Below are 21303 nucleotides of genomic sequence, written 5' to 3'. Positions count from 1 at the left end.
GCGTATTCATGGCACACTCCGACGCGGGCGCCGACGTCGAATCGCTGACCACGCTCCACTGGGTCGGGATCATCGCCGCGACCGTGTCCGGGATCGTCCACGCCGTCCTCGGGGTTCTGGTCGGGGGCGCGCTGGGGATCTCCTTTTTCGTCGCGACCCTCGGCTTCGGCGCGGGCGTGGCGGCGATAGTCGCCGGGTACCGGCGCCGGCTGATGTACGCCGTCGGGATCCCGTTCACCGGCGGTCAGATCGTCCTCTGGTACGTGATCAACTTCGTCACCGGGACGTACTCGTTCCCGGCCGACGTCGGGGTGTACGGCGCCGTCGACAAGGTCGCGCAGGTCGCGTTGATCGCCGTCCTGGCGGTCCTGCTCTCGAGAGAGTCGTAGCGCGCGACCGCGGCTCGCCGTCCACTCCTCGACGCCGCGAACCGGTCCCGCCCCCGCCCGGTTCGGACCGTTCGCTCACCGCCTCACTCGCCGCCTCGCCCGGCCGCGGTCGGCGGGTCGTCGCGGCCGAGTCGCCCCGTCGCGGCCGCCCAGTCTCTGGCGAAGCTCGCCAGGAGCGCCGCCAGCGCGACCGCCGCGAACGCGGTCAGGAGGGCCCTCCCGCCCCCGCGGCCGACGTTCGGGAGGAGCGCGAGCGCGAGCACGGCGAACTGCGCGGTGCCCACGAACGGCCGAACCCGGCTGGGCGGCAGCTCGTACACCGGTGCCCCGCGTCGCCGGCGCCGCCACAGCGACCCGGCGTAGGCGTACCAGACGCCGCCGGCGAGGAGGTACCACGCGGGGAGCGCGCCGAGCGCGACGGCGACCGCGGCGCCGACGAGCACGGCCAACGCGTCGGTGGCCCCGTCGAGGCGCGCGCCGAGGGCCGTCTCGCGGGTGCGGCGGGCGACAGCGCCGTCGACCGCGTCGAGGCCCACCGCGCCGACGAAGAGGGCGGCGGGGAGCCACGGACTCGGCGCCGGCGCGACCGCCGCGCCCGCGAGGACGACGGCGAGCCAGCCGCGGAACAGCGTGATCGCGTTCGCCGGGCCGAGCCGCGGGTCCGGTGCCTCACCGTCGGGCGCGCGGTTCGCCGCGAGGTTGCCGCGCGCGTACGCGGCGAGGTACGCGCCGGGAACGACCGCGGCGAGGACCCAAGCCGTGCCGAGCGGGCGCCACAGCGCGGCCAGCCCGAGCGCGCCGAGCGCCACGGCCCCGGCGAACCGTCGGCGGAGCCTGGCGGGCGGGACGGCGGGGGGATCGGGGACCGTCATCTCAGTCCGGTTTCCCGTCCGCGGGCGGTCCGGCGTCGGGGTCGCCTCCGCCTTCTCCCTCGGCCGCGGCGCTCCGCGGGGTCTCGCCGATCTCCTCCATCACGCGGGCGTGGAACTCGCGGAGGACCGCGGACTCGTCGTCGGCGATGACGGTGTCGGAGTCGACCAGCGTCGCGAGCCCGAACGCGAGCGGGCTGGGCGAGTCGACGACGCGGTGTTCGACCGCGAGGTCGCCGGCGGCGATCCGGTCGACCGCCTCGCGGATGCCGTCGACGTCGAGCCGGTCCTCCAGCAGCTCCCGGTACGTCTCCTCTAAGACGGCGAACTCCTCTAAGTCGGCCGCGAACGACAGCAGCATCTCGGCGGAGACCTGCTGTTCCGCGGCCGACTTCTCGTACCCCTTGTACCGCTTCAGGATCAGGAGCGCGCGCCCGGCGTTGATCCGGAAGTAGCGCTGGAGCAGGTCCGTCCCCTGAACCGCCTCGCGCAGGTCCTCGCGGACCGTCTCCGGGTCGAGGTCGGCCAGTATCCCCGCCACGTCGACCTTCCGGTTCAGCGGGAGCGCGAGCGAGAAGCCGCGGTCGGCGACCGCCACCGCGACGTTGGCGTCGGTGCGGTTCGCGACCGCGGCCGCGACGAGCCGCGAGAGCCCGTCGTTGAACCGGCGGCCGTAGGTCGAGTGGACGTAGAAGCGCCGCTTGTACTCGCTCCGGTCGAGCTCCTCCTCGACGACGAGGCGGTCGGGCGTCGAGACCGAGTCCGCGCCCGCGTACCGTACCTGCTCGTCGTACATGCGGGCGAGCGCGCGGACCGCGTTCCCGTCGAGGGGGAACTGTCGGAGCCACGCCCGGACCGCCGCCGGGCCGGCGTTCGCGCCGTCCCCCGTCAGGCGGTCGAGGAGTTCGGCCTGGAAGTCGAGGACCTCGCGGGCGAGGTCCGCCGAGAGGGGCAGTCGCTCGGCGAACCACGACGGCACGGTCGGGCGCTCGCTCGTGCGGTCGACGTACACCTTCGAGCCGCGGCGGTAGCGGAACGCGAACCACTCGCCGCCCAAGGCGAACACGTCGCCCGACTCCAGCGTGTCGAGGTACGACTCGTCGAGGGTGCCGACCCACTCGTCGTCGCGCGTGAACACGTCGCAGGTGAACGAGTCGGGGATCGTTCCCACGTTCGTCATGTAGATGACCCGCGCGAGCCGCCCGCGCTTCCCGACGAGCGTCTCGCCGACCGGGTACGCGGGGTGGTGGTGTTCGCCGTCGGGCGGGTCGTTGGCGTCGCGCCACACCTTCGGGTAGACGTTCTTCTCCTCCAGTCCGTCGTAGTCGCCCGTGAGGTACCGGAACAGCCGCTCGTACGCGGCGTCGTCGAAGCCGCGGTACGGGTGCGCCCGGCGCAGTACCTCGCGGACCTCGCGGTCGGGGCGGATCCGGTTTATGGCCATCCCGTAGACGTGCTGTGCCGCCACGTCGTACGCGCCCTCGGGCGGGAACACGCGGTCGACGAACCCGTCCTCGGCGCGCGCGAGCAGCGCGGCGCACTCGATCAGCTCGTCGCGGTCCAGGGCGAACACCCGGCCCTCGACGGTCTCGCCCGGGCTGTGGCCCGCGCGGCCGACGCGCTGGAGCAGCGCGGCGACGGACTTCGGCGAGCCCACCTGGACGACGAGATCGAGGTGCGGCATGTCGATCCCCAACTCCAGGCTCGTCGAGGTCGTGACCACGTCCAGCTCGCCCGACTTCAGCCCCTCCTCGACGCGGGTGCGCTGCGCCTCGCCGAGGCTCCCGTGGTGGCAGCCGGAGTCCGACCCGTCGTAGTCGAACCGCCCCCGGAGCTCCTGGAGGGTGCGCTCGGCGCCCGAGCGGGAGTTCGTGAACACCAGCGTGTTCTCGTGGGACTCGATCAGGTCGTGAAGCGACTCGTAGAAGCGGTCGGTCACCGCCGACCGCGCCGTGTGGATCAGGTCGGCGGCCGGCGTCCGGAGTTCGAGGTCGAACTCGCGGGCGAACCGGGCGTCGACCACCTCGCAGGGCCGCGTCTCGAACCCGTCGGCGTCGCCGACCTCGCCGGCGACGCGCTCGCGCCCGACGAGGAACGAGGCGATCCCGTCGAGCGGTTCGACGGTCGCCGAGCAGCCGATCCGCGCGATCCCGGCGTCTCCTCCCCGGTCTCCGTTCCGCGTCAACTCGGTCAGCCGCTCTAGGGACACCGCGAGGTGCGTGCCGCGCTTGTTCGCGGCCAGCGAGTGGATCTCGTCGACGATCACGTACTCGACGGTGCGGAGCTTCTCCTTGAACTTCGGCGAGTTGAGCAGGATCGCCAGCGTCTCCGGCGTGGTGTTGAGGACGTGGGGCGTCTCGGAGAGCATCGCCTGCCGGTCCGCCTTCGAGGTGTCGCCGTGGCGGATCGCCTGCCTGACGCCCGGATCGTACGCCTCGGCGTCCCCCGCCCCGTCGTCCCTCTCGGCCGCGGCGACCGCCTCCCCGATCCCCTCCAAGGGAGTCTCCAGGTTGCGCTCGATGTCGTTCGCGAGCGACTTCAGCGGCGAGACGTACAGGCAGTAGACGGCGTTGTCGAGGTCGTCGGCGCGGTCGCGCGCGAAGAGGTCGTCGAGCACCGCGAGGAACGAGGCCAGCGTCTTCCCGCTGCCCGTCGGCGCCGCGACGAGGCAGTTCTCCCCGTCGTCGACGCGAGGGATCGCCTCGCGCTGCGGCGGCGTGAAGAACCCGCCGTTCTCGCCGACGTACGCGCCGAACCGCTCGACCCACCAGCGCCGGACCGGCGGCGAGAGCCGCGCGAGCACGTCGGCGTCGGCGATCGGGACCGCGTCCGGGTCGAAGTCGGGGTCCGCGATCGCACCGCGCTCGACCGCGTCGCGGAGGAGGGCGCGCGCGGCCGCCTCGTCGCCGCGGTCCGTGGTCTCGCTCACGGCGATCACGAGGGCTCGGGGAGGGAAATCGGTTGCGTCGGGGCCGCGGAAATTCGCGGAACCGACCCCACATACGTCGGGGTCGCGGAAATTCGCGGAACCGACCCGTTTATCCGACCGCCTTCCGTGGCGCCACACGCATGAGCGGCACCTCGCCGGAGCCCGACCGACGGATCGACCGGAACCTGTTCGTCACCGTCTCCGGCCCGCCGGGCTGCGGGGCCACGACCCTCGTCGAGGGCATCGCCGAGTCGCTCGACTGCGGCTACGTCTCCGGGGGCGAACTGTTCCGCGAGGTCGCCGCCGAACGGGAGATGAGCCTCTCCCAGCTCATCGCCGAGACCGGCGAGTCCGAGGAGATCGACCGCGCGCTCGACCGCCGGCTCCGCCGGATCGCCGAGAAGTGGGGGACCGCGAACAAGGCGTTCGTGCTGGAGTCGCGGCTCGCGGGCTGGATCGCCGGCAACCGCGCCGACATCCGGATCTGGCTCGACGCGCCCGACAAGGTCCGCGCGGACCGCACGGCCGATCGCGAGGAGATGACCTCCGAGATGCAGGTGCGCGAGGTCATCGAGGAGCAGCGCTACAAGTCCTACTACGACATCGACCTGAACGACCGGTCCATCTACGACCTGGTCATCAACACGGGGCGATGGGACGCCGAGGCCACGCTAGACTTAGCGCTCACCGGGATCGAACGCTACGACGTCGACGCCGACGAGGGCGCGTTCGACACGCCCGACTTCGAGATCTGATCGGCCGTCCCCGGCGGCGTCGTCCCGCCTACAGGCCTTCGACGCGGCGGAGCGCGCGCCGGATATCGCCGGGCGTCGCGTACGGCCCGCCGCTCACCCGGTGGTCCGGGAGGAACACGGGGACGGGGTTGTCGTTCAGCGCGCCCCTCACGGTCGCCACGTCGTCGGCGTCGTCGGGGTCGAACCCGGCGAGCCGGGCGAGGCGGCTCACCGAAACCTCCTCACCGTACGGGACGTTGCGGAGCGCCTCCAGCGCCTCGCGCTGGTCGGTCGGGACCGTGAGACCGAGCGCCACCTCGGTGAACTCGTCGCGCTCGCCGCCGAGGTACGCGCCGATCCGGTCGAGGAGGTCGTGGTCGCCGTCGGCGTCTCCCGGCGGTTCGGCGGGGAACGACACCGAGATGACGCGACCGCCGGCGAACCCGACCTGAACGGTCCGGCCGATCTGGTCGAACTCCCGGGCGAAGACGCCCGAGGTGCCCGCCATGCTCATACCCTTCACTGGTCGGGTCGATTACTTAAAACATCCCCCGTCTAACCGAGTCGCACCCTCGCCCGGAGGCTAATCGGGTCGGCCGGGCCCCCGCAAGCCTTATGAACAGATACGTACATTAGTGTATAGTAATGGACGATCCAGACGAGCTGGCGCCGGCGGTCAGGTCGATCCTGTCCGCCGCACGGGAGCGCGCGGACGCGGCGGCGAGGGCGGGCGACACCGCCTCGGTCTCGCCCCGCGACCTCGCGGCCGCGTTCGAGCGGGCCGAGGCCGACGGGCGCGTCCCGGTGATCGCCGAGGTGAAGCCGACGAGCCCGACGACCGAGGGCAGCCGCGAGGACGACCCCGTCGCGCTCGCCGAGGGGATGGTCGCCGGCGGGGCGGCCGCGCTGAGCGTGCTCACCGAGCCGGAGCACTTCGGCGGGAGCGTCGACACGCTCCGGCGGGTCCGCGAGGCCGTCGACGTGCCGGTGCTGCGCAAGGACTTCGTCGTCGAGGAGGCGCAGCTTGACGCCGTCGAGAGCGACGTGGTCCTCCTGATCGCCCGGTTCGTCGGCGACGACCTCCCCGACCTGCTCGCCGCCGCCCGCGACCGCGGCTTCCAGGTGCTCGTCGAGGTCCACGACCGCGACGAGCTGGAGCGCGCGCTCGACGCGGGCGCGACGACGGTCGGCGTGAACAACCGCGACCTCGCCGAGCTGGTCGTCGACCTCGGAACCTTCGAGTCCGTGGCGCCCCACGTCCCGGACGAGGTGACGCTGATCGCCGAGAGCGGGATCGAGGGCCCGACCGACGCGCGCCGGATGCGGGCGGCGGGCGCCGACGCCCTGCTCGTCGGCAGCGCGATCATGGACGGCGACGTGGAAGCGAACACGCGCGAACTGACGCGGGCGGCGGCGGACGAGGACGCGGACCCGACACCCCGCGACGCGACCGACACCACGGAGACACCCACATGAGCGAAACCGAATCATCGACGAGCGAGGTTGGAGAGCTTTCGCGACGCCCCGGCCGCGAGCGCGGCCGCGACGACGGGAAGTTCGGCCGCTACGGCGGTCAGTACGTCCCGGAGGCGTTGATGCCGGCGATAGAGGAGCTGGCCGACGCCTACGAGCGCTACGTGCTGAACAACGAGGACGGGTTCATGGACGAGTTCCGCGAGCGCCTCGCGGACTTCGGCGGGCGCCCGACCCCGCTCCAGCGGGCCGGCCGGCTCTCGGAGCGCTACGACACCGAGGTGTACCTCAAGCGCGAGGACCTGCTCCACGGCGGCGCCCACAAGCTGAACAACGCGCTCGGGCAGGTGCTGCTCGCGAAGTACATGGGCAAAGAGCGCATCATCGCGGAGACCGGCGCCGGCCAGCACGGCACCGCGACCGCGATGGCGGCGGCGCACCTCGACATGCCCTGTACGATCTACATGGGCGAGCGCGACATCAACCGCCAGCGTCCCAACGTGTTCCGGATGAAGCTCAACGGCTCGGAGGTCAAGCCCGTCACCACCGGGCGCGGCACGCTGAAGGAGGCCATCTCCGAGACGATGCGCGACTGGGCGGCGACCGTCGAGGACACCCACTACGTGATCGGCTCCATCGTCGGCCCGCATCCCTTCCCGGTGATGGTCCGCGACTTCCAGGCGGTCATCTCCGAGGAGGCCCGCCGGCAGACGATCGAGAAGACCGGCGGGCTCCCCACCGACGTGGTCGCCTGCGCGGGCGGCGGCTCGAACACGATGGGGACGTTCGCCGACTTCGTCGACGACGAGTCGGTCGCGCTCCACGCCGTGGAGGCCGGCGGCTCCACGCTCGAAGTCGACGAGGAGGCGGGCGTCGCGCCCAACTCCGCGTCGCTGTACGCCGGCGAGGAGGGCGTCCTCCACGGTGCGCGGACGAAACTGCTTCAGGACTCCGACGGGCAGATCATGGAGAGCCACTCCGTCTCCTCCGGGCTCGACTACGCCGGCGTCGGGCCGGAGCTCGCGTACCTCGTCGACCAGGGCCGCGTCGACCCGGTCGCCGTTGACGACGACGCCGCCTTGGAGGGGTTCCACCGGCTCTCGAACACCGAGGGAATCATCCCCGCCTTGGAGACCGCCCACGCGTTCGGCTACCTGGAGGAGCACCACGAGGAACTGGGCGAGCGCGTCGTCGTCAACGTCTCCGGCCGCGGCGACAAGGACCTCGACGCCGCCATCGAGGAGACCGACCAGCGCGACGTGCCCAACGCGCCGGACATGTCGATGTTCACGGGGGGAATCTGAATGGCGGAGACGGGCAACTCCGAGGCCATCGCCGCGGCGTTCGCGGACGGTCCCGCCTACGTCCCGTACCTCGTCGTCGGCGACCCCGACTACGAGTCGTCGAAGGCGTACGTCGAGGCGCTCGACCGGGGCGGCGCCGACGTGATCGAGCTCGGCCTCCCCTTCTCCGAGCCGATCGCCGAGGGGTCGACGATCCAGGAGGCGCTCGTCCGCGCGCTCGACGCGGGGATGACGCCCGAGCGCTTCTTCGCGTTCGCGGAGGATCTCGACGTCGACGCCGCCCCGGTGTGTATGACGTACTACAACCTCATCTACCAGTACGGCGACGAGACCGGCCCTCGGCCGTTCGTCGAGCGGGCGGCGGCCGCGGGGATCGAGGGGCTCGTCGTCCCGGACCTCCCGGCCGAGGAGGCGGACCCGCTGCGCGAGGCGTGCGACGAGTTCGGGCTCGACCTCGTCTTCATCGTCGCGCCGACGACGCGCGGCGACCGGCTGGACCGCATGATGGAGAACGTCTCCGGCTACGTCTACGTCCAGGCGCGGCTGGGGACGACCGGCGCCCGCGACGACGTCTCCGACCAGACGACCGAGAGCCTCGACCGGCTCCGCGAGTACGACGTGCCGAAGGCGGTCGGGTTCGGCATCTCGACGGGCGAGCACGCGGAGCGCATCGTCGCGGGCGGCGCCGACGGGATCATCGTCGGCTCGGCGCTCGTCGACGTGGTCGCCGAGGGCGTCGCCGAGGACCTGTCGACCGACGAGGTCGCCGACCGGCTGGAGGCGCTCTCCCGCGAGCTGACCGAGGGCGCCGAGCGCGGGTACCGCTCGCGGACGACGGCGGCCGAGTCCGCCTGACCAGAACCGGACCAATACCTCCCCGAACGAAACCGACTTACCTCCGATTGCCACACTCTCACACAACATTCGCCTCACAATGACAGCAGGACTCTCGGCACGACTCGACCGCATCTCCACGAACGACCGATACCTCATCGTCCCGATGGACCACGGGATCACGATGGGCGCCGTCCAGGGGCTCGTCGACATCGAGTCGACGATCGACGGCGTCACGAGCGGCGGCGCGGACGCCGTCCTCACGCAGCGGGGCATCGCGCCCCGCGTCCACGAAAACAAGAACGACGCCGGCTACATCGTCCACCTTAACGGGTCGACGACGATCGGGCCGGACGAGAGCGACAAGCGCGTCACCGGCACCGCGGAGGACGCGGTCCGCGCGGGCGCCGACGCCGTCTCCTTTCACATCAACGTCGGCTCCGACCACGAGCCGGACCAGATCGAGGAGCTCGCGGAGCTGACCGCCGACGCCGAGCGGCTCGGGCTCCCCGTCCTCGCGATGGCGTACGCGCGCGGTCCCGGCGTCGACGAGAGCGATCCGGAGGCGCTCGGCCACGCCGTCCGGCTCGCCGAGGAACTGGGCGCCGACGTGGTGAAGACCGGCTACTCCGGCGACGGCGACTCCTTCGAGCGCGTCACGGAGTCGACCCGCCTCCCGGTGGTCATCGCCGGCGGCTCGAAGGGGACCGACCGCGAGACCGTCGAGATGGTCCGCGGCGCGATGGACGGCGAGGCGGCGGGCGTCTCGATGGGGCGGTCGATATTCCAGCACGACGACCCCGAGGGGATCGCCCGCGCGGTCTCCGCGGTGGTCCACGACGACGCGGGCGTCGAGGAGGCGCTGCGGGCGGGCGGGTTCGTCGAGGCCTGAGGTCAGCCCCCGCGGTCGCGGGGCCGCGGTCGGGCGCACGCGACTGCTCATTTCGCAGTTTTCAAGCCGGCGCGCCGTGAGGTGTCGGTAATGACACGCACGGTCTGGGTCAAAGCCGACGGCGCGGTCGGCGACTGGGAGGCGCGCAAGCGACGGGTCACGGCCGCCATCGAGGCCGGGGCGGACTGGGTCCTCGTCGACGAGGGCGACGTCGGGCGCGTCCGGGAGCTGGGCGACGTGAACGTCGCGGCGTTCCGGTCGGACGCCGACGTGATCGACGACGCCGAGAGCGACGCGGAAGCGGACGCGTACTTCGTCGGGAAGGGCGGCGAGGGCGACGGGACGATCGACATGCCCGACGACCTCTCCGGGTCGGCCGACCTGACCACGCTGCGCCGCCGCGACGATCGCGCGCAGGGGGCGTACGTCCGCGTCCTCGGCACGGAGTACGAGGCGTTCGCCGAGGCCGCGGCCGACGACGCCGACTACACCGTGGTCGTCGGCGAGGACTGGTCGATCATCCCCTTGGAGAACCTCATCGCCCGCGTCGGCGAGGAGACCCACCTCGTCGCGGGCGCGACGACCGCCGCGGAGGCCCGGACCGCCTTCGAGACCCTGGAGATCGGCGCCGACGGCGTCCTCCTCGATTCCGACTCCCCCGACGAGATCCGCGGCGCGGTCGAGGCCCGCGACGCGGCCGACCGCGAGACGCTCGACCTCCGACACGCCGAGGTGACAGAGATCGAACAGACCGGGATGGCGGACCGTGTCTGTATCGACACCGGGTCGCTGATGGACGACAGCGAGGGGATGTTGGTCGGCTCGATGTCGCGGGGGCTGTTCTTCGTCCACGCGGAGACCGCGGAGTCGCCGTACGTCGAGTCGCGCCCGTTCCGCGTGAACGCCGGCGCCGTCCACGCGTACGTCCGCGACCCCGAGGGCGGCACCAACTACCTCGCGGAACTGTCGAGCGGCGACGAGGTCCAGGTCGTCGACACCGACGGGCACACCCGCGAGGCGGTGGTCGGTCGGGTGAAGATCGAGAAGCGCCCGATGTTCCGGATCCAGGCGGAGATCGAGACCGACGACGGTACCGATCGTATCGAGACGCTCATCCAGAACGCCGAGACCGTGAAGATAGCCACGAGCGAGGGCCGGAAGGCGGTCACCGAGGTCGAGCCCGGCGACGAGGCGCTCGTCTTCTACGAGGACGTGGCGCGCCACTTCGGCGAGGCCGTCGAGGAGAGCATCATCGAGAAGTAGCCGTCGAGTCCCGGGGCCGGAATCGCATCGACCACAAATCATTTTCCGTCGGCATGTTATCCTACCTCATGGCAGTTGCTAACGAGGGGAACCGTCGCGTCGCCGAACAGGGGTGCATCGATCGGGTTCAACACCTCGCGGACGCCGCGAACCCGGCGTTCGCGGCCGGGAGCCTCCTCGTGCCGCTGGCCTTCTTCGCCGCGAGCCTCGCGCTGGGAAGCACCGAACTGCTCTTCTACACGCACGTCGCGGCCGGCGCGGTGTGGTTCGGGTTCGCGCTGATCTTCCCCGCGGTCATCGGCCCGACGCTCGGCGGCCTCGACGAGGCGGCCGCGGCCGCGGTGAACAGGACGCTGATCCCGAAGGCGGTGTTCTTCCTCGTCGGCTTCTCGCTGACGACGGTGCTGTCGGGGACGGTCCTGTTGACGCCCGACATCGGGCTCGGGTACGGCTTCGGCGGGACGTGGTCGGGGCTCGCGCTCGGCCTGGGCTGGGGGCTGTTCGCGTTCGGGCTGGCGGTTCCCCACCGGCTCCACCTCAGCGCGTACTACGAGACGGTCTCGCCCGACCCGGACGCCGACCGACTGGAATCGATCGAGAAGAAGAACCTCGTCGTCGGGCTGTTCGAGGGCGCGATGATGCTCGCGCTGATCGTCCTGATGACCGGCTTCCGACTCGGATAGCGGGAGCGCCGCGCGGCAGACGCGCCCGCAGTCGGGCGCGCTGAGACGCGGCCGAACCGTTATCTCGTCGTGAGGCGTCGCTCCGAGCATGGCCTCGACACCCAGTTCGTCCCTCCGCGCTCGGTTCGGCGTCGCGCTCCTGGCCGGCCTCCCCGGCGTCGCCGCGCTCGTGTGGTACGTCTACCGCACGACCCCGCCGGCCGCCGTCCCGCCGGGGCTGTCCCGCCCGCTCCTCGCCGTCCTCACCGGAGTCAACCCGCTCCTGCTGCTCGTCGTCGCGTGTCTGGTCGGTGCCTACGCGGCCCCGCGGGCCCGCCTGCGCTCGCACCTCCTCGACCGCGCGGGCGGCGACGCCGAGGCGCTCGGACGGGTCCGCGGCGAGGCCGGACTCGCCGCCGCGGTCGGCGTCGCCGGGAGCCTGGTCGTGATCGCGCTCGACGTCGCGCTGGCGCCGCTCGTCGCGCGCGACCTGCCGGGGTCGGCGATCGGCGCGGGGCGGCCGACGGTCTTCGACGTGCTCGCGTACGCGCCGGTCCGGTTCCTCTACGGCGGGATCACGGAGGAGCTGCTGCTCCGGTTCGGGCTCATGTCCGCGCTCGCGCTCGGCGGCTGGGTCCTCGCCGGCCGCCGCGGCGACGCGCCCGGACCGGGGGTCGCGTGGGCCGCGATCGGGGTCTCGGCGGTGCTGTTCGGCGTCGGCCACCTCCCGGCGCTGGCGCAGGCGGTGGGGCTGACGCCGGCGCTGATCGCGCGGACAGTCTTGTTGAACGCGGTCGCCGGGGTCGCGTTCGGGTGGCTCTACTGGCGGCGCAGCCTCGAGGCGGCGATGGTCGCGCACGCGGCGTTCCACGTGCCGCTCGTGGCGCTGTCGCTGGTCCAGGTGCTCCCGTAAAAACGGGGACGGACGACCTGTCTTCCGGTTCAGATCCCGTACAGCTCGCCGTACTTCTCGTCGACGTAGTCGAGGAAGGCGTCGGCCGAGAAGTCCTCGCCGGTCGCGCGCTTCACGAGCTCGTTCGTCTCGTAGCGGGAGCCGTGTCGGTGGACGTTCTCGCCGAGCCAGTCGTGGAGGTCGCCGAACTCGCCGTCGGCGATCTTGGCGTCGAGGTCGTCGATGTCCGCCTCGGCGGCCTCGAAGAGCTGGGCGGCCATCACGGAGCCGAGCGAGTAGGTGGGGAAGTAGCCGAAGTTGCCGTGGCTCCAGTGGATGTCCTGGAGGCAGCCCTCGCTGTCGGTGTCGGGGCGGATGCCGAGGTACTCCTCGTACTTGTCGTTCCAGACCTCGGGCACGTCCTCGACGTCGAGGTCGCCGCGGATCAGGTCGCGCTCGATCTCGAACCGGATCACGATGTGGAGGTGGTAGGTGAGCTCGTCGGCCTCGACGCGGATGAGGTTGTCCTCGTACACCTGGTTGAACGCCTCGTACGCGTCCCGAACGCTGGCCTCCTCGGTCTGCGGGAAGTGCTCCTGGAAGACGGGGAGGAACTCCTGCCAGAACGCCTCGCTGCGCCCGACGTGGTTCTCCCAGAGGCGCGACTGCGACTCGTGGACCGAGAGGTCGCGCGACTCGCCAAGCGGCGTGCCGAAGTGCTCCTGGGGGAGTCCGAGGTTGTACTGCGCGTGGCCGAACTCGTGGATCGTCGATCCGACCGCGCCGAGCGGGTCCTCCTCGTCGAACCGGGTCGTCACGCGGCAGTCGAACTGATTGCCGGCGGTGAACGGGTGCGAGGAGACGTCGAGGCGGCCGCGGTCGAAGTCGTAGCCGACGAGTTCGAGCGCGTCGCGCGAGAGCGCCTCCTGCTCGTCCTCCGAGAAGGTCCCCTCGAAGGTGTCGACCGCGAGCTCCACGTCGGACGCGCGGATGTCCTCGATCATCGGGACGAGCGCCTCGCGGAGCTCCGTGAGGATCGACTCCGCGCGCTCCATCGAGAGGCACGGCTCGAACTCCTCGAAGAGGACCTCGTAGGGGTCGCGGTCGGGGTCGATGTGCTCGGCGTACTCGCGTTTCAGCTCGACGTGCTTCTCCAGGTACGGCGCGAACGTCTCGAAGTCGTCCTCGGCCTTCGCCTCCTCCCAGGCTTGGAGCGCCTCGGAGCCGGTCTCGGATATCTCCTCGACCAGTTCGACCGGGACGGCGTCGGCGCGCTCGTACTCGCGGCGGACCTCGCGGACGACCGCCGCCTGCTCGTCGGTGAGGTCGGCGTCGTCGAGCTCGTCGAGCAGCTCGCCCGTCTCGTCGTCGGTGACCATGTCGTGGTGGACGGAGGAGAGCGCCGAGAGCTGCTTCGAGCGCGCTGGCGTGCCGCCCTCGGGCATCATCACCTGCTGGTCCCAACCGAGGACGCCGGAGGCGCTGCCGACCGCGTTCCACCGCTCGACGCGGTCGAGGAGGGCGTCGTAGGCGTCCGGTGCGTTCGCTGCGTCGTCTGGTGCGGCTTCCGTTGCCATGCGTCACGGATCGGGCGCGCACGTTAAGAAGGGACCGAACTCGGAACCCCTCGCTCGCCGCGCGGAGCCGCGGGAATTCACTCGTCGCCGCGGCGGGTCGCCGAGCGCGGGATATATGCCCGCCGCCGCGGTAGGGCGGGTAACGGATGTCCGACGACGACTTCATCGACCTGCGGTCCGACACCGTCACGGCGCCCTCGGAAGAGATGCGCGAGGCGGCCGCGACCGCCGAGGTCGGCGACGACGTGTACCGCGACGACCCGACGGTCAACGAGCTCGAACGGCGCGCGGCCGAGGCGGTCGGCACGGAGGCGGCGCTGTACGTCCCTTCCGGGACGATGGCGAACCAGATCGCGGTCCACGCGCACACGGAGCCGGGCCAGGAGCTCCTCCTGGAGCGCGAGTCGCACATCTACCGCTGGGAGCTGGCCGGCGCCGCCAAGCTCTCGGGCGTCCAGACGCGGACGATCGACGCCGGCGAGCGCTGCGTTCCGACCCCGGACGCGGTCCGCGAGGGGCTCGTCGACGAGGACCTCCACCGCCCCGGAACGGGGCTGCTCTCCTTAGAGAACACCCACAACTACCGCGGCGGGGTCGCCGTCCCGGTCGAGCGGATCGCCGACGCGGCCGAGGTCGCCCGCGAGGCCGACGTGCCGGTCCACCTCGACGGCGCGCGCGTGTTCAACGCCGCGGTCGCGCTCGGCGTCGACGCGAGCGAGGTCGTCGCCCCCGTCGACAGCGTCACCTTCTGCCTCTCGAAGGGGCTCGGCGCGCCGGTCGGGTCGATCCTCGCCGGCGACGAGGCGTTCGTCGAGGACGCCCGCCGCGTCCGCAAGCTGTTCGGCGGCGGGATGCGCCAGGCGGGCATGATCGCCGCGCCCGCGCTCCGCGCGCTGGAGAACGTCGACCGCCTCGCCGAGGACCACGCCAACGCGGAGCGGCTCGCGGCCGGGCTGGACGCGCTCGACGGCGTCGACGCGCCCGCGCCCGACACCAACATCGTCGTCGCGAACACGGAGGCGGCCGGGATCCCGGCCGAGTCGCTCTACGCGGCCTGTAAGGAGGCCGGCGTCGGCTGCGTCGAGTTCGACGACTACGCGACGCGGTTCACCACGCACCTCGACGTCGACGAGGCGGACGTGGACGAAGCGATCGAACGGATCGCGGCCGTCGTCGACGAGCTACGGGCGTAACGGGCCGCTGGCTCCGCCGACGCGGGTGGACGGCCCCGTTCGGAGCCCGCACGGAAACGTTCAATTCGGCGGGCGACCTACGGCGGACCATGGACGCACGAGCAGCCGCCCCGCGAACCCGAGCCGGTCGAACCGTGGTGAACGGCGCCCGCCCCTGAGGTCGTCGGCGTGGACATCAGCGGCCGCCACGAGGAGGGCGGCGAGTACCTGATGGTCGCGGCCGCGGTCCACGCGCGGATCGACTCCTCGCGGATCCGGTCGGTCGAGGGGATGGGCTTCGCCGCGGCGCGCGAGGGCCCGACGCTGGAGGCGACCGTCGCGCTCGCCGCGGAGGCGGTCGGCGACCTCCCGACGCCGCCGGAGGGACCGGTCGTGGCCGAGGGCGGCGAGTTCTACGAGGAGCCGGCGGCCCGCGTCGGGCTGAGCTTCCAGCCCGAGTTTAAATACGTCGAGAGCATAGGCGAGCGCGAGACAGTGCAGGCAGCACACCACGCCGCGTACGCCGCCCGCGACCTCCTCCGATGAGCGGGGGCGCCGGGAACGCTGACGGCGAGGCCGAGGCGCCGACCGGGAGCCGCCGCGCGGTCGTCGCCAAGCGCGTCGACTCGGGCGAGGCCGACCTCGCGGAGATATCGCAGCTCGCGGCCGCCGCGGGGTACGAGGTGGCAGGCGAGCTCACCCAGACGCGCACCGAGGACGCCGCGTTCATGTTCGGCGAGGGGAAGGTCGCGGAGCTGCGCGACCTGGTCCGCCGGACCGACGCCGAGGCGGTCATCGTCGACAACGACGTGGGGCCGTACCAGACGTTCAACATCGGCGGGGTGCTCCCCGAGGGCGTCGAGGTCGTCGACCGGTTCACGCTCATCCTGGAGATATTCGGCCAGCGCGCCAACACCCGGAAGGCACAGCTCCAGGTCGAGCTCGCGGAGCTCCGCTACGAGCTGCCGCGCGCGGAGGCGAAGGCGAGCCTCGCGAAGCGCGACGAGCGGCCCGGGTTCATGGGGCTCGGCGAGTACGACGAGAGCGTCGAGCGCGACATCAAACGGCAGATATCGGAGATCCGCGACGAGCTCGAATCGATCGCGGAGAAGGAGGAGGCGCGCCGCGAGCAGCGCCGCGACTCCGGCTTCGAGCTGGTCGCGCTCGCCGGGTACACCAACGCGGGCAAGTCGACGCTGATGCGCCGGCTCGCCGACGAGCTGGCGGTCGACGAGAACGACGACCGACACCGCGACCTCGACACCACCGCCGAGTCGCAGGACATGCTGTTCACGACGCTCGGCACCACGACCCGCCGGGCCGAGATGGAGAAGCGCGACGTGCTCCTCACCGACACGGTCGGGTTCATCTCGGACCTCCCCCACTGGCTGGTCGAGTCGTTCGAGTCGACGCTCGACTCCGTCTACCGGGCCGACCTCGTGCTGCTCGTCGTGGACGCGAGCGAGCCGGTCGCGGAGATGCGCGAGAAGCTCGTCACGAGCCACGACACCCTCTACGAGCGCAACGAGGCGCCGGTCGTCACCGTGTTCAACAAGGTCGACCGGCTGGCGCCCGGCGAGCTGGCGGAGAAGCGCGCCGCGCTCTCGGGCGTGGCGCCGGACCCGATCGCCGTCTCGGCGAAGACGGGCGCCGGCGTCGCCGAGCTGCGGGACCGCGTCGAGGACGAACTGCCGGACTGGGAGCGCGAGCGGCTCGTGCTCCCCGTCTCCGACGACGCCATGAGCCTCGTCTCGTGGGTCCACGACCACGGGTACGTCGCCGAGGAGACGTACGCGGGCGACCAGGTGACCGTCGACTTCGAGGCGAAGCCCTCGATCGTCGCCCGCGCCCGGGCGAAGGCGGCCGAGATCTCGGCGCCGCCCGAATCGGCGTAATAGGTCGCCTCGAAGGCGCGACCGGGGCCGGTCCGCGGCGAAGCAGTGGGGGTCCCCGGCTCAGAACTGCGGGCCGAGCGACCCGAGCGCGTCGCTCTCCGCGATCGTCCGCGCGAGGTCGACGGTCGCGGCCCCGAGGGTCTCCAGCCGCGCGCGGACGGCCTCGTCCGCCACCTCACTGGACTCGAAGTCGTCGTCGCTCGCGTACGCACCGCCGACGACGTGTGCGCCGAAGAAGGCGAAGACGGGTCGGAGCTCCTGATCGACCGCGAGGTAGTGGTGGTCCGTCGCGCCGGTGGCGACGAGCGCGACCGCGGCGTCCTCGAACGGCGCGACGTCGGCCTGCCACATGCCGCGCGGGACCATGTCGAGCAGGTTCTTCAGCGCCCCGGAGTAGGAGCCCCGGTAGACCGGCGTGCCGACGACGTACGCGTCGGCCGCGACGATCCGTTCGAGCGCGGCCGCGGTGTCCCCTCCGTACTCGTCGAGCCCGCGTCCGTCCGCGGTGACGAGGTCGTACTCCGCGAGGTGGAGCACCTCGGTCTCGATCCCGTCGCCCGCCGCTTCGGCCGCTTCGAGCGCGGTCTCCACCGCGCTGCGGGTCTTCGACTCGGACGAGACGCTGCCCGCGATCCCGAGGACGGTGGTCGCGTCGGTCACCGCGCCACCTGCGCGCCGGCGATCTCTTCGACCTCGTCGCCCCCGTCGATATCGTCGACGTCGAGCGGCTCGGCCTCCTCGACCCGCGGGATGATCGTCTCGCCGAACCGCTCCAGTTCCTCGTCGTAGTGGAGGAACCCGGCGAGCACGATGTCGATCCCGATCGCGTCGAGCTTCCGGATCCGCTCGACGATCTGATCGTCGGTCCCGATGAGCCCGGTCTTGAATCCGTCGTTGTACTGGACCAGGTCCTCCATGTCGGAGTCGGCCCACATCCCCTCGCCCTCGGCGGACGACTGCCCGGCCTGTTTCACCTGTTCTTTGAACGCCTCGACCGCCTCGTCGGTCGCGTTCTCGATGATTCCCTCCAGCGTCTCCTTCGCCGCGGCCTCGGTGTCGCGCTGGATGACGAAGGCGTTCGCCGCGAACCGCGGCGGTTCGGTGTCGAACTCCGCGGCGTACTCTTCGACGTCCTCGATCACGGCGCGGATCTCCTGAAGGCTCCCGCCGTTGATGAACAGCACGTCGGCGTTGCGCGCGGCCATCTTCCGGGCCGCCTGCGAGTTGCCACCCTGGAACACCTGTGGATACGGCTCCTGGACCGGCTTCGGCTCGAGCGGCGCCCCCTCGAAGCCGTCGATGTCGCGGCCGATCGTGTAGAACCGACCGTCGTAGGTGGCACGCTCCTCCGTCCACAGCGCCTTCATCGCCTCAATGAACTCCTCGGAGCGGGCGTACCGCTCGTCGTGAGCGAGCCACGACTGGCCGAACCCGGTGAACTCGCCTTTGAACCAGCCGGACACGACGTTGATCGAGAAGCGGCCGTCGCTGATGCGGTCGGCGGTCGCGATGAAGTTCGCCAGCGGGCCGGGCTCCCAGAGGCCGGGGTGGACGGCGCCGATGACGTGGAGGGTCTCGGTCTGGGCCGCCAGCGCGTTCGCGGTCGACAGCGCCTCCAACTGACGGTCGGCCCCGTAGCTCCCGAAGAAACGGGCCTGCGCGAGCGCGTACTCGAAGCCGACGTCCTCCGCCGTCCGCGCCAGGTCGAGGTTGTACTCGTACGTCCAGTCGGTGTCCATCTCCCAGTCGGAGACGACCAGTCCGCCGCTGACGTTCGGTACCCAGTAGGCAAACTCGGTGTCCATACGCCCCATCCGACCGGTCCACAGGTAAGCGACCGCGTAGTGGCGAGTCATGGCGTTGCTCCACGGAGACGGCAATCGTTGACGATCTCTCGGAGCCGTGGGCCGAACGGGACCCCGCCGCCCGCCGATCCGTCTCGGTGCCCCACCGTTCCACCCGGCGGGGGTCCGGTCGCTCCCATCCGAGAAGGGTCCGATACCCCTCGCCCGACAGGGGTTCGGTCCCCCTCAGCCGGCGGGGATTCGGACAAAGTATACATTCCTTGGATTGCGAAATACTGGCATGGACGACGTCGGAGTCGACGGGTGGCGGGCGTTCGGGGGTGCTGACGACGACGCCGTCGAGCCGCCGGCGGAATTTCGCGATCGGGCCGCGGCGAGCGACCCCTCGGTGTACGAGCGGTTCGACCGGGAGGGCCCCGAGGCGTGGCGCGAGGCGGCCGACCTCCTGACGTGGGACCGGGAGTACGACGCCGTCCTCGACGACTCCGAGCCGCCCTTCTACGAGTGGTTCACCGGCGGGAAGCTGAACGCGTCGGCGAACTGCGTCGACCGCCACCTCGACGACCGCCGGAACCAGCTCGCGATCCGCTGGTTCGGGAAGCGGGGCGAGCGGCGGTCGTACACCTACCTCGACCTCCACCGCGAGGTGAACGCCCTCGCGGCCGGCCTCCGCGACCTCGGCGTCGAGGAGGACGACGTGGTCACGCTGTACCTGCCGATGATCCCGGAGCTCCCGATCGCGATGCTGGCGTGCGCGCGGATCGGCGCGCCGCACAACGTCGTCTTCGCGGGGCTGTCCGCGGAGGCGCTCGCCACGCGGATCGACGCCGCCGACTCCGAGTACCTGGTCACCTGCGACGGCTACTACCGCCGCGAGGACGCCTTCAACCAGAAGTCGAAGGCGGACAACGCCCGGATCCGCGCCGAGAGCGAGCTGTCGGCCGCGGTCGTGGTCGACCGCCTCGGCGACGAGCTCGCCGTCTCGCTGGGCGACGACGAGCACGAGTACGACGCGCTCGTGGCCGCGCACGACGGCGAGACGGTCGAGCCCGTGGCCCGCGACGCGACCGACCTGCTGTTCGTGATGTACACCTCGGGCACGACCGGGCGACCGAAGGGGGTCGAACACGCGACGGGCGGCTACCTCGCGCACGTCGCGTGGACGACGCGGACGGTCCTGGACGTGCGGCCCGACGACACCTACTGGTGCGCGGCCGACATCGGCTGGATCACGGGCCACTCATACGGCGTGTACGGCCCCCTCGCGACCGGGACGACCACCGTGCTGTACGAGGGCTCGCCCGACTACCCGGACCGGGACCGCGTCTGGGACCTGATCGAGCGCAACGCGGTGAGCGTCTTCTACACCTCGCCGACCGCGATCCGGTCGTTCATGAAGTGGGGCGCGGAGTACCCCGAGTCCCACGACCTCTCGTCGATCCGCCTGCTCGGCACGGTCGGCGAGTCGATCACGCCGAAGGCGTGGCGCTGGTACCGCGACCACGTCGGCGGCGGCGACGCGCCGGTCGTCGACACCTGGTGGCAGACCGAGACCGGCGCCATCGCGCTCGCCACGCTGCCCGGGGTCACGCCGATGAAGCCGGGGAAGGTCGGCCCGCCGCTGCCCGGGATCGACGCCCGCGTCGTCGACGAGGACGGCGACCCGGTCGACCCCGGCGAGTCGGGCTACCTCACCATCGCCTCGCCGTGGCCCGGCATGCTGCGCGGGCTCCGCGAGGGCGACGAGCGCTACCTGCGCGAGTACTGGCTGAACGGCGAGGACGGCTGGCGCTACCGCACCGGCGACGGCGCGGCCGTCGACGAGGACGGCTACGTCACGATCCTCGGGCGCGTCGACGACGTGATCAACGTCCGTGCGCAGCGGTTCAACACGGGCGAACTCGAGGCGGCGATCGTCGACGCCGAGGGCGTGACCGAGGCGGCGGTCGTCGGCGACGACGACGGCCGGATCGTCGCGTACGTGACGACGAAGAGCGGCGTCGAGCCCGGCGAACGCCTGCGCGACGCCATCGCGGACCGGGTGGCGAGCGCCGTCGGCGACGTGGCCCGCCCCGACCGGATCGTGTTCACGCCGGAGCTCCCCAAGACGCGTTCCGGGAAGATCATGCGGCGGCTGCTGGAGGACATCGCCCGCGGCGAGGAGTTCGGCGACGTGAGCGCGCTGCGCAACCCGGAGGTCGTGGGGGAGATCGAGTCGACCGTCCGAGAGACGAGAAACTGATAGCGGTTTCTCTTTTTCAGCTGTGAAGCGTATCGTGGTTACTTGCCGGTGGGGTCCGTATCGAGGGTATGGGAACGAACGTCTTCGCGGCGGACGCGGTCCACGCCCGTCGCCGCGCGGTGGTCAAGACGCTGTGCTACCGGGCGCTGATGGTGACGATCACGGTCGCGGTCGCGTGGCTCGTCGTCGGCGACGTTGGTCAGGCGGCGAGCATCGGCCTCGTGACGAACGCCGTGAAGACGCTCACGTACTACGGCTACGAGCGCCTGTGGGACCGCGTCGCCTGGGGCGTGAGTCCCTCCGGGTGACCGGCGGACGTAGTTTCGGAATACAGCAGAGAAACGAAACTAATCGTTCCGCTGTTTGTCTTC

20 protein-coding genes are annotated in these 21303 nt (G+C 71.5%); 14 read left to right on the top strand and 6 right to left on the bottom strand.

Going from position 1 to position 21303, the window contains the following annotated elements:
* The first annotated feature begins 8 nt into the window (after positions 1 to 8).
* Positions 9 to 389, top strand: coding sequence for a hypothetical protein (locus DVK06_RS04225; RefSeq protein WP_053771249.1), 381 nt, complete (start codon positions 9 to 11; stop codon positions 387 to 389).
* 83 nt (positions 390 to 472) lie between these two features.
* On the opposite strand, the gene DVK06_RS04220 is transcribed toward DVK06_RS04225, so the two are convergent.
* Positions 473 to 1261 (bottom strand): CDP-alcohol phosphatidyltransferase family protein, encoded by a 789-nt coding sequence (locus DVK06_RS04220; protein WP_121599412.1) that lies wholly within the window; start codon positions 1259 to 1261, stop codon positions 473 to 475.
* 1 nt (position 1262) lies between these two features.
* Positions 1263 to 4196 carry an ATP-dependent helicase gene (locus DVK06_RS04215; protein WP_121599411.1) on the bottom strand — a complete coding sequence of 978 codons (2934 nt, stop codon included), beginning with the start codon at positions 4194 to 4196 and terminating at the stop codon, positions 1263 to 1265.
* 131 nt (positions 4197 to 4327) lie between these two features.
* On the opposite strand from DVK06_RS04215, the gene cmk reads away from it, so the two are divergent.
* Positions 4328 to 4942, top strand: a complete 615-nt coding sequence (cmk, locus tag DVK06_RS04210; RefSeq protein ID WP_121599410.1) for a (d)CMP kinase — start codon at positions 4328 to 4330, stop codon at positions 4940 to 4942.
* Between the two features lie 28 nt (positions 4943 to 4970).
* Here cmk and DVK06_RS04205 read toward each other — a convergent pair whose 3' ends face one another.
* Entirely contained in the window at positions 4971 to 5435 is a 465-nt protein-coding gene (locus DVK06_RS04205; protein ID WP_121599409.1) for an MGMT family protein, read from the bottom strand.
* A gap of 131 nt (positions 5436 to 5566) precedes the next feature.
* Here DVK06_RS04205 and trpC point away from each other — a divergent pair, with 131 nt between their 5' ends.
* The 7 genes from trpC to DVK06_RS04170 all read left to right on the top strand — a co-directional run bounded on the left by trpC (position 5567) and on the right by DVK06_RS04170 (position 12262).
* Positions 5567 to 6397, top strand: a complete 831-nt coding sequence (gene trpC / locus DVK06_RS04200) for an indole-3-glycerol phosphate synthase (protein ID WP_121599408.1) — start codon at positions 5567 to 5569, stop codon at positions 6395 to 6397.
* Positions 6394 to 7698, top strand: a complete 1305-nt coding sequence (gene trpB, locus DVK06_RS04195) for a tryptophan synthase subunit beta (RefSeq protein ID WP_053771243.1) — start codon at positions 6394 to 6396, stop codon at positions 7696 to 7698. Before trpC ends, trpB begins: the two co-directional genes overlap by 4 nt.
* The gene (trpA, locus tag DVK06_RS04190; RefSeq protein WP_121599407.1) at positions 7699 to 8553 is read left to right on the top strand and encodes a tryptophan synthase subunit alpha; all 855 of its coding nucleotides are present in this window, start codon (positions 7699 to 7701) and stop codon (positions 8551 to 8553) included.
* Between the two features lie 79 nt (positions 8554 to 8632).
* Positions 8633 to 9424, top strand: coding sequence for a 2-amino-3,7-dideoxy-D-threo-hept-6-ulosonate synthase (locus DVK06_RS04185; protein WP_053771241.1), 792 nt, complete (start codon positions 8633 to 8635; stop codon positions 9422 to 9424).
* 90 nt (positions 9425 to 9514) lie between these two features.
* Positions 9515 to 10687, top strand: a complete 1173-nt coding sequence (locus DVK06_RS04180; protein WP_053771240.1) for a 3-dehydroquinate synthase II — start codon at positions 9515 to 9517, stop codon at positions 10685 to 10687.
* 68 nt (positions 10688 to 10755) lie between these two features.
* A complete protein-coding gene (locus tag DVK06_RS04175; RefSeq protein ID WP_053771239.1) occupies positions 10756 to 11370 on the top strand; it encodes a hypothetical protein in 615 nt (204 codons plus the stop codon).
* An 88-nt stretch (positions 11371 to 11458) separates the two neighbouring features.
* Entirely contained in the window at positions 11459 to 12262 is an 804-nt protein-coding gene (locus tag DVK06_RS04170) for a CPBP family intramembrane glutamic endopeptidase (RefSeq protein WP_121599406.1), read from the top strand.
* A 29-nt stretch (positions 12263 to 12291) separates the two neighbouring features.
* On the opposite strand, the gene DVK06_RS04165 is transcribed toward DVK06_RS04170, so the two are convergent.
* Positions 12292 to 13818: a carboxypeptidase M32 gene (locus DVK06_RS04165; RefSeq protein WP_121599405.1), complete on the bottom strand. Its 1527-nt coding sequence runs from the start codon at positions 13816 to 13818 to the stop codon at positions 12292 to 12294.
* 146 nt (positions 13819 to 13964) lie between these two features.
* Between DVK06_RS04165 and DVK06_RS04160 the strand changes: the two genes are divergently transcribed.
* The 3 genes from DVK06_RS04160 (at position 13965) to hflX (ending at position 16885) form a co-directional block, all read left to right on the top strand.
* Positions 13965 to 15011 (top strand): low specificity L-threonine aldolase, encoded by a 1047-nt coding sequence (locus DVK06_RS04160; protein WP_121599404.1) that lies wholly within the window; start codon positions 13965 to 13967, stop codon positions 15009 to 15011.
* 168 nt (positions 15012 to 15179) lie between these two features.
* Entirely contained in the window at positions 15180 to 15536 is a 357-nt protein-coding gene (locus tag DVK06_RS04155; RefSeq protein WP_121599403.1) for a DUF2209 family protein, read from the top strand.
* Positions 15533 to 16885 (top strand): GTPase HflX, encoded by a 1353-nt coding sequence (hflX, locus tag DVK06_RS04150; RefSeq protein WP_121599402.1) that lies wholly within the window; start codon positions 15533 to 15535, stop codon positions 16883 to 16885. The genes DVK06_RS04155 and hflX overlap by 4 nt, the downstream gene beginning before the upstream one ends.
* Positions 16886 to 16945: 60 nt before the next feature.
* On the opposite strand, the gene DVK06_RS04145 is transcribed toward hflX, so the two are convergent.
* Positions 16946 to 17545, bottom strand: a complete 600-nt coding sequence (locus tag DVK06_RS04145; RefSeq protein ID WP_121599401.1) for an NADPH-dependent FMN reductase — start codon at positions 17543 to 17545, stop codon at positions 16946 to 16948.
* Positions 17542 to 18690 (bottom strand): dimethylsulfone monooxygenase SfnG, encoded by a 1149-nt coding sequence (gene sfnG, locus DVK06_RS04140; protein WP_121599400.1) that lies wholly within the window; start codon positions 18688 to 18690, stop codon positions 17542 to 17544. Before sfnG ends, DVK06_RS04145 begins: the two co-directional genes overlap by 4 nt.
* Positions 18691 to 18970: 280 nt before the next feature.
* Here sfnG and acs point away from each other — a divergent pair, with 280 nt between their 5' ends.
* Together acs and DVK06_RS04130 are read left to right on the top strand one after the other, a co-directional pair.
* On the top strand, positions 18971 to 20932 hold the full coding sequence (gene acs / locus DVK06_RS04135) for an acetate--CoA ligase (protein WP_121599399.1): 1962 nt from the start codon (positions 18971 to 18973) through the stop codon (positions 20930 to 20932).
* A 68-nt stretch (positions 20933 to 21000) separates the two neighbouring features.
* Positions 21001 to 21240, top strand: coding sequence for a DUF2061 domain-containing protein (locus DVK06_RS04130; RefSeq protein ID WP_053771233.1), 240 nt, complete (start codon positions 21001 to 21003; stop codon positions 21238 to 21240).
* Positions 21241 to 21303: the final 63 nt, after the last annotated feature.

The sequence above is a fragment of the Halorubrum sp. Atlit-28R genome (assembly GCF_003665955.1).
Classification (GTDB): Archaea; Halobacteriota; Halobacteria; order Halobacteriales; family Haloferacaceae; genus Halorubrum; species Halorubrum tropicale.
Note: the sequence above shows the minus strand (reverse complement) of the source record. Positions and strands in the feature narration are given on the sequence as shown.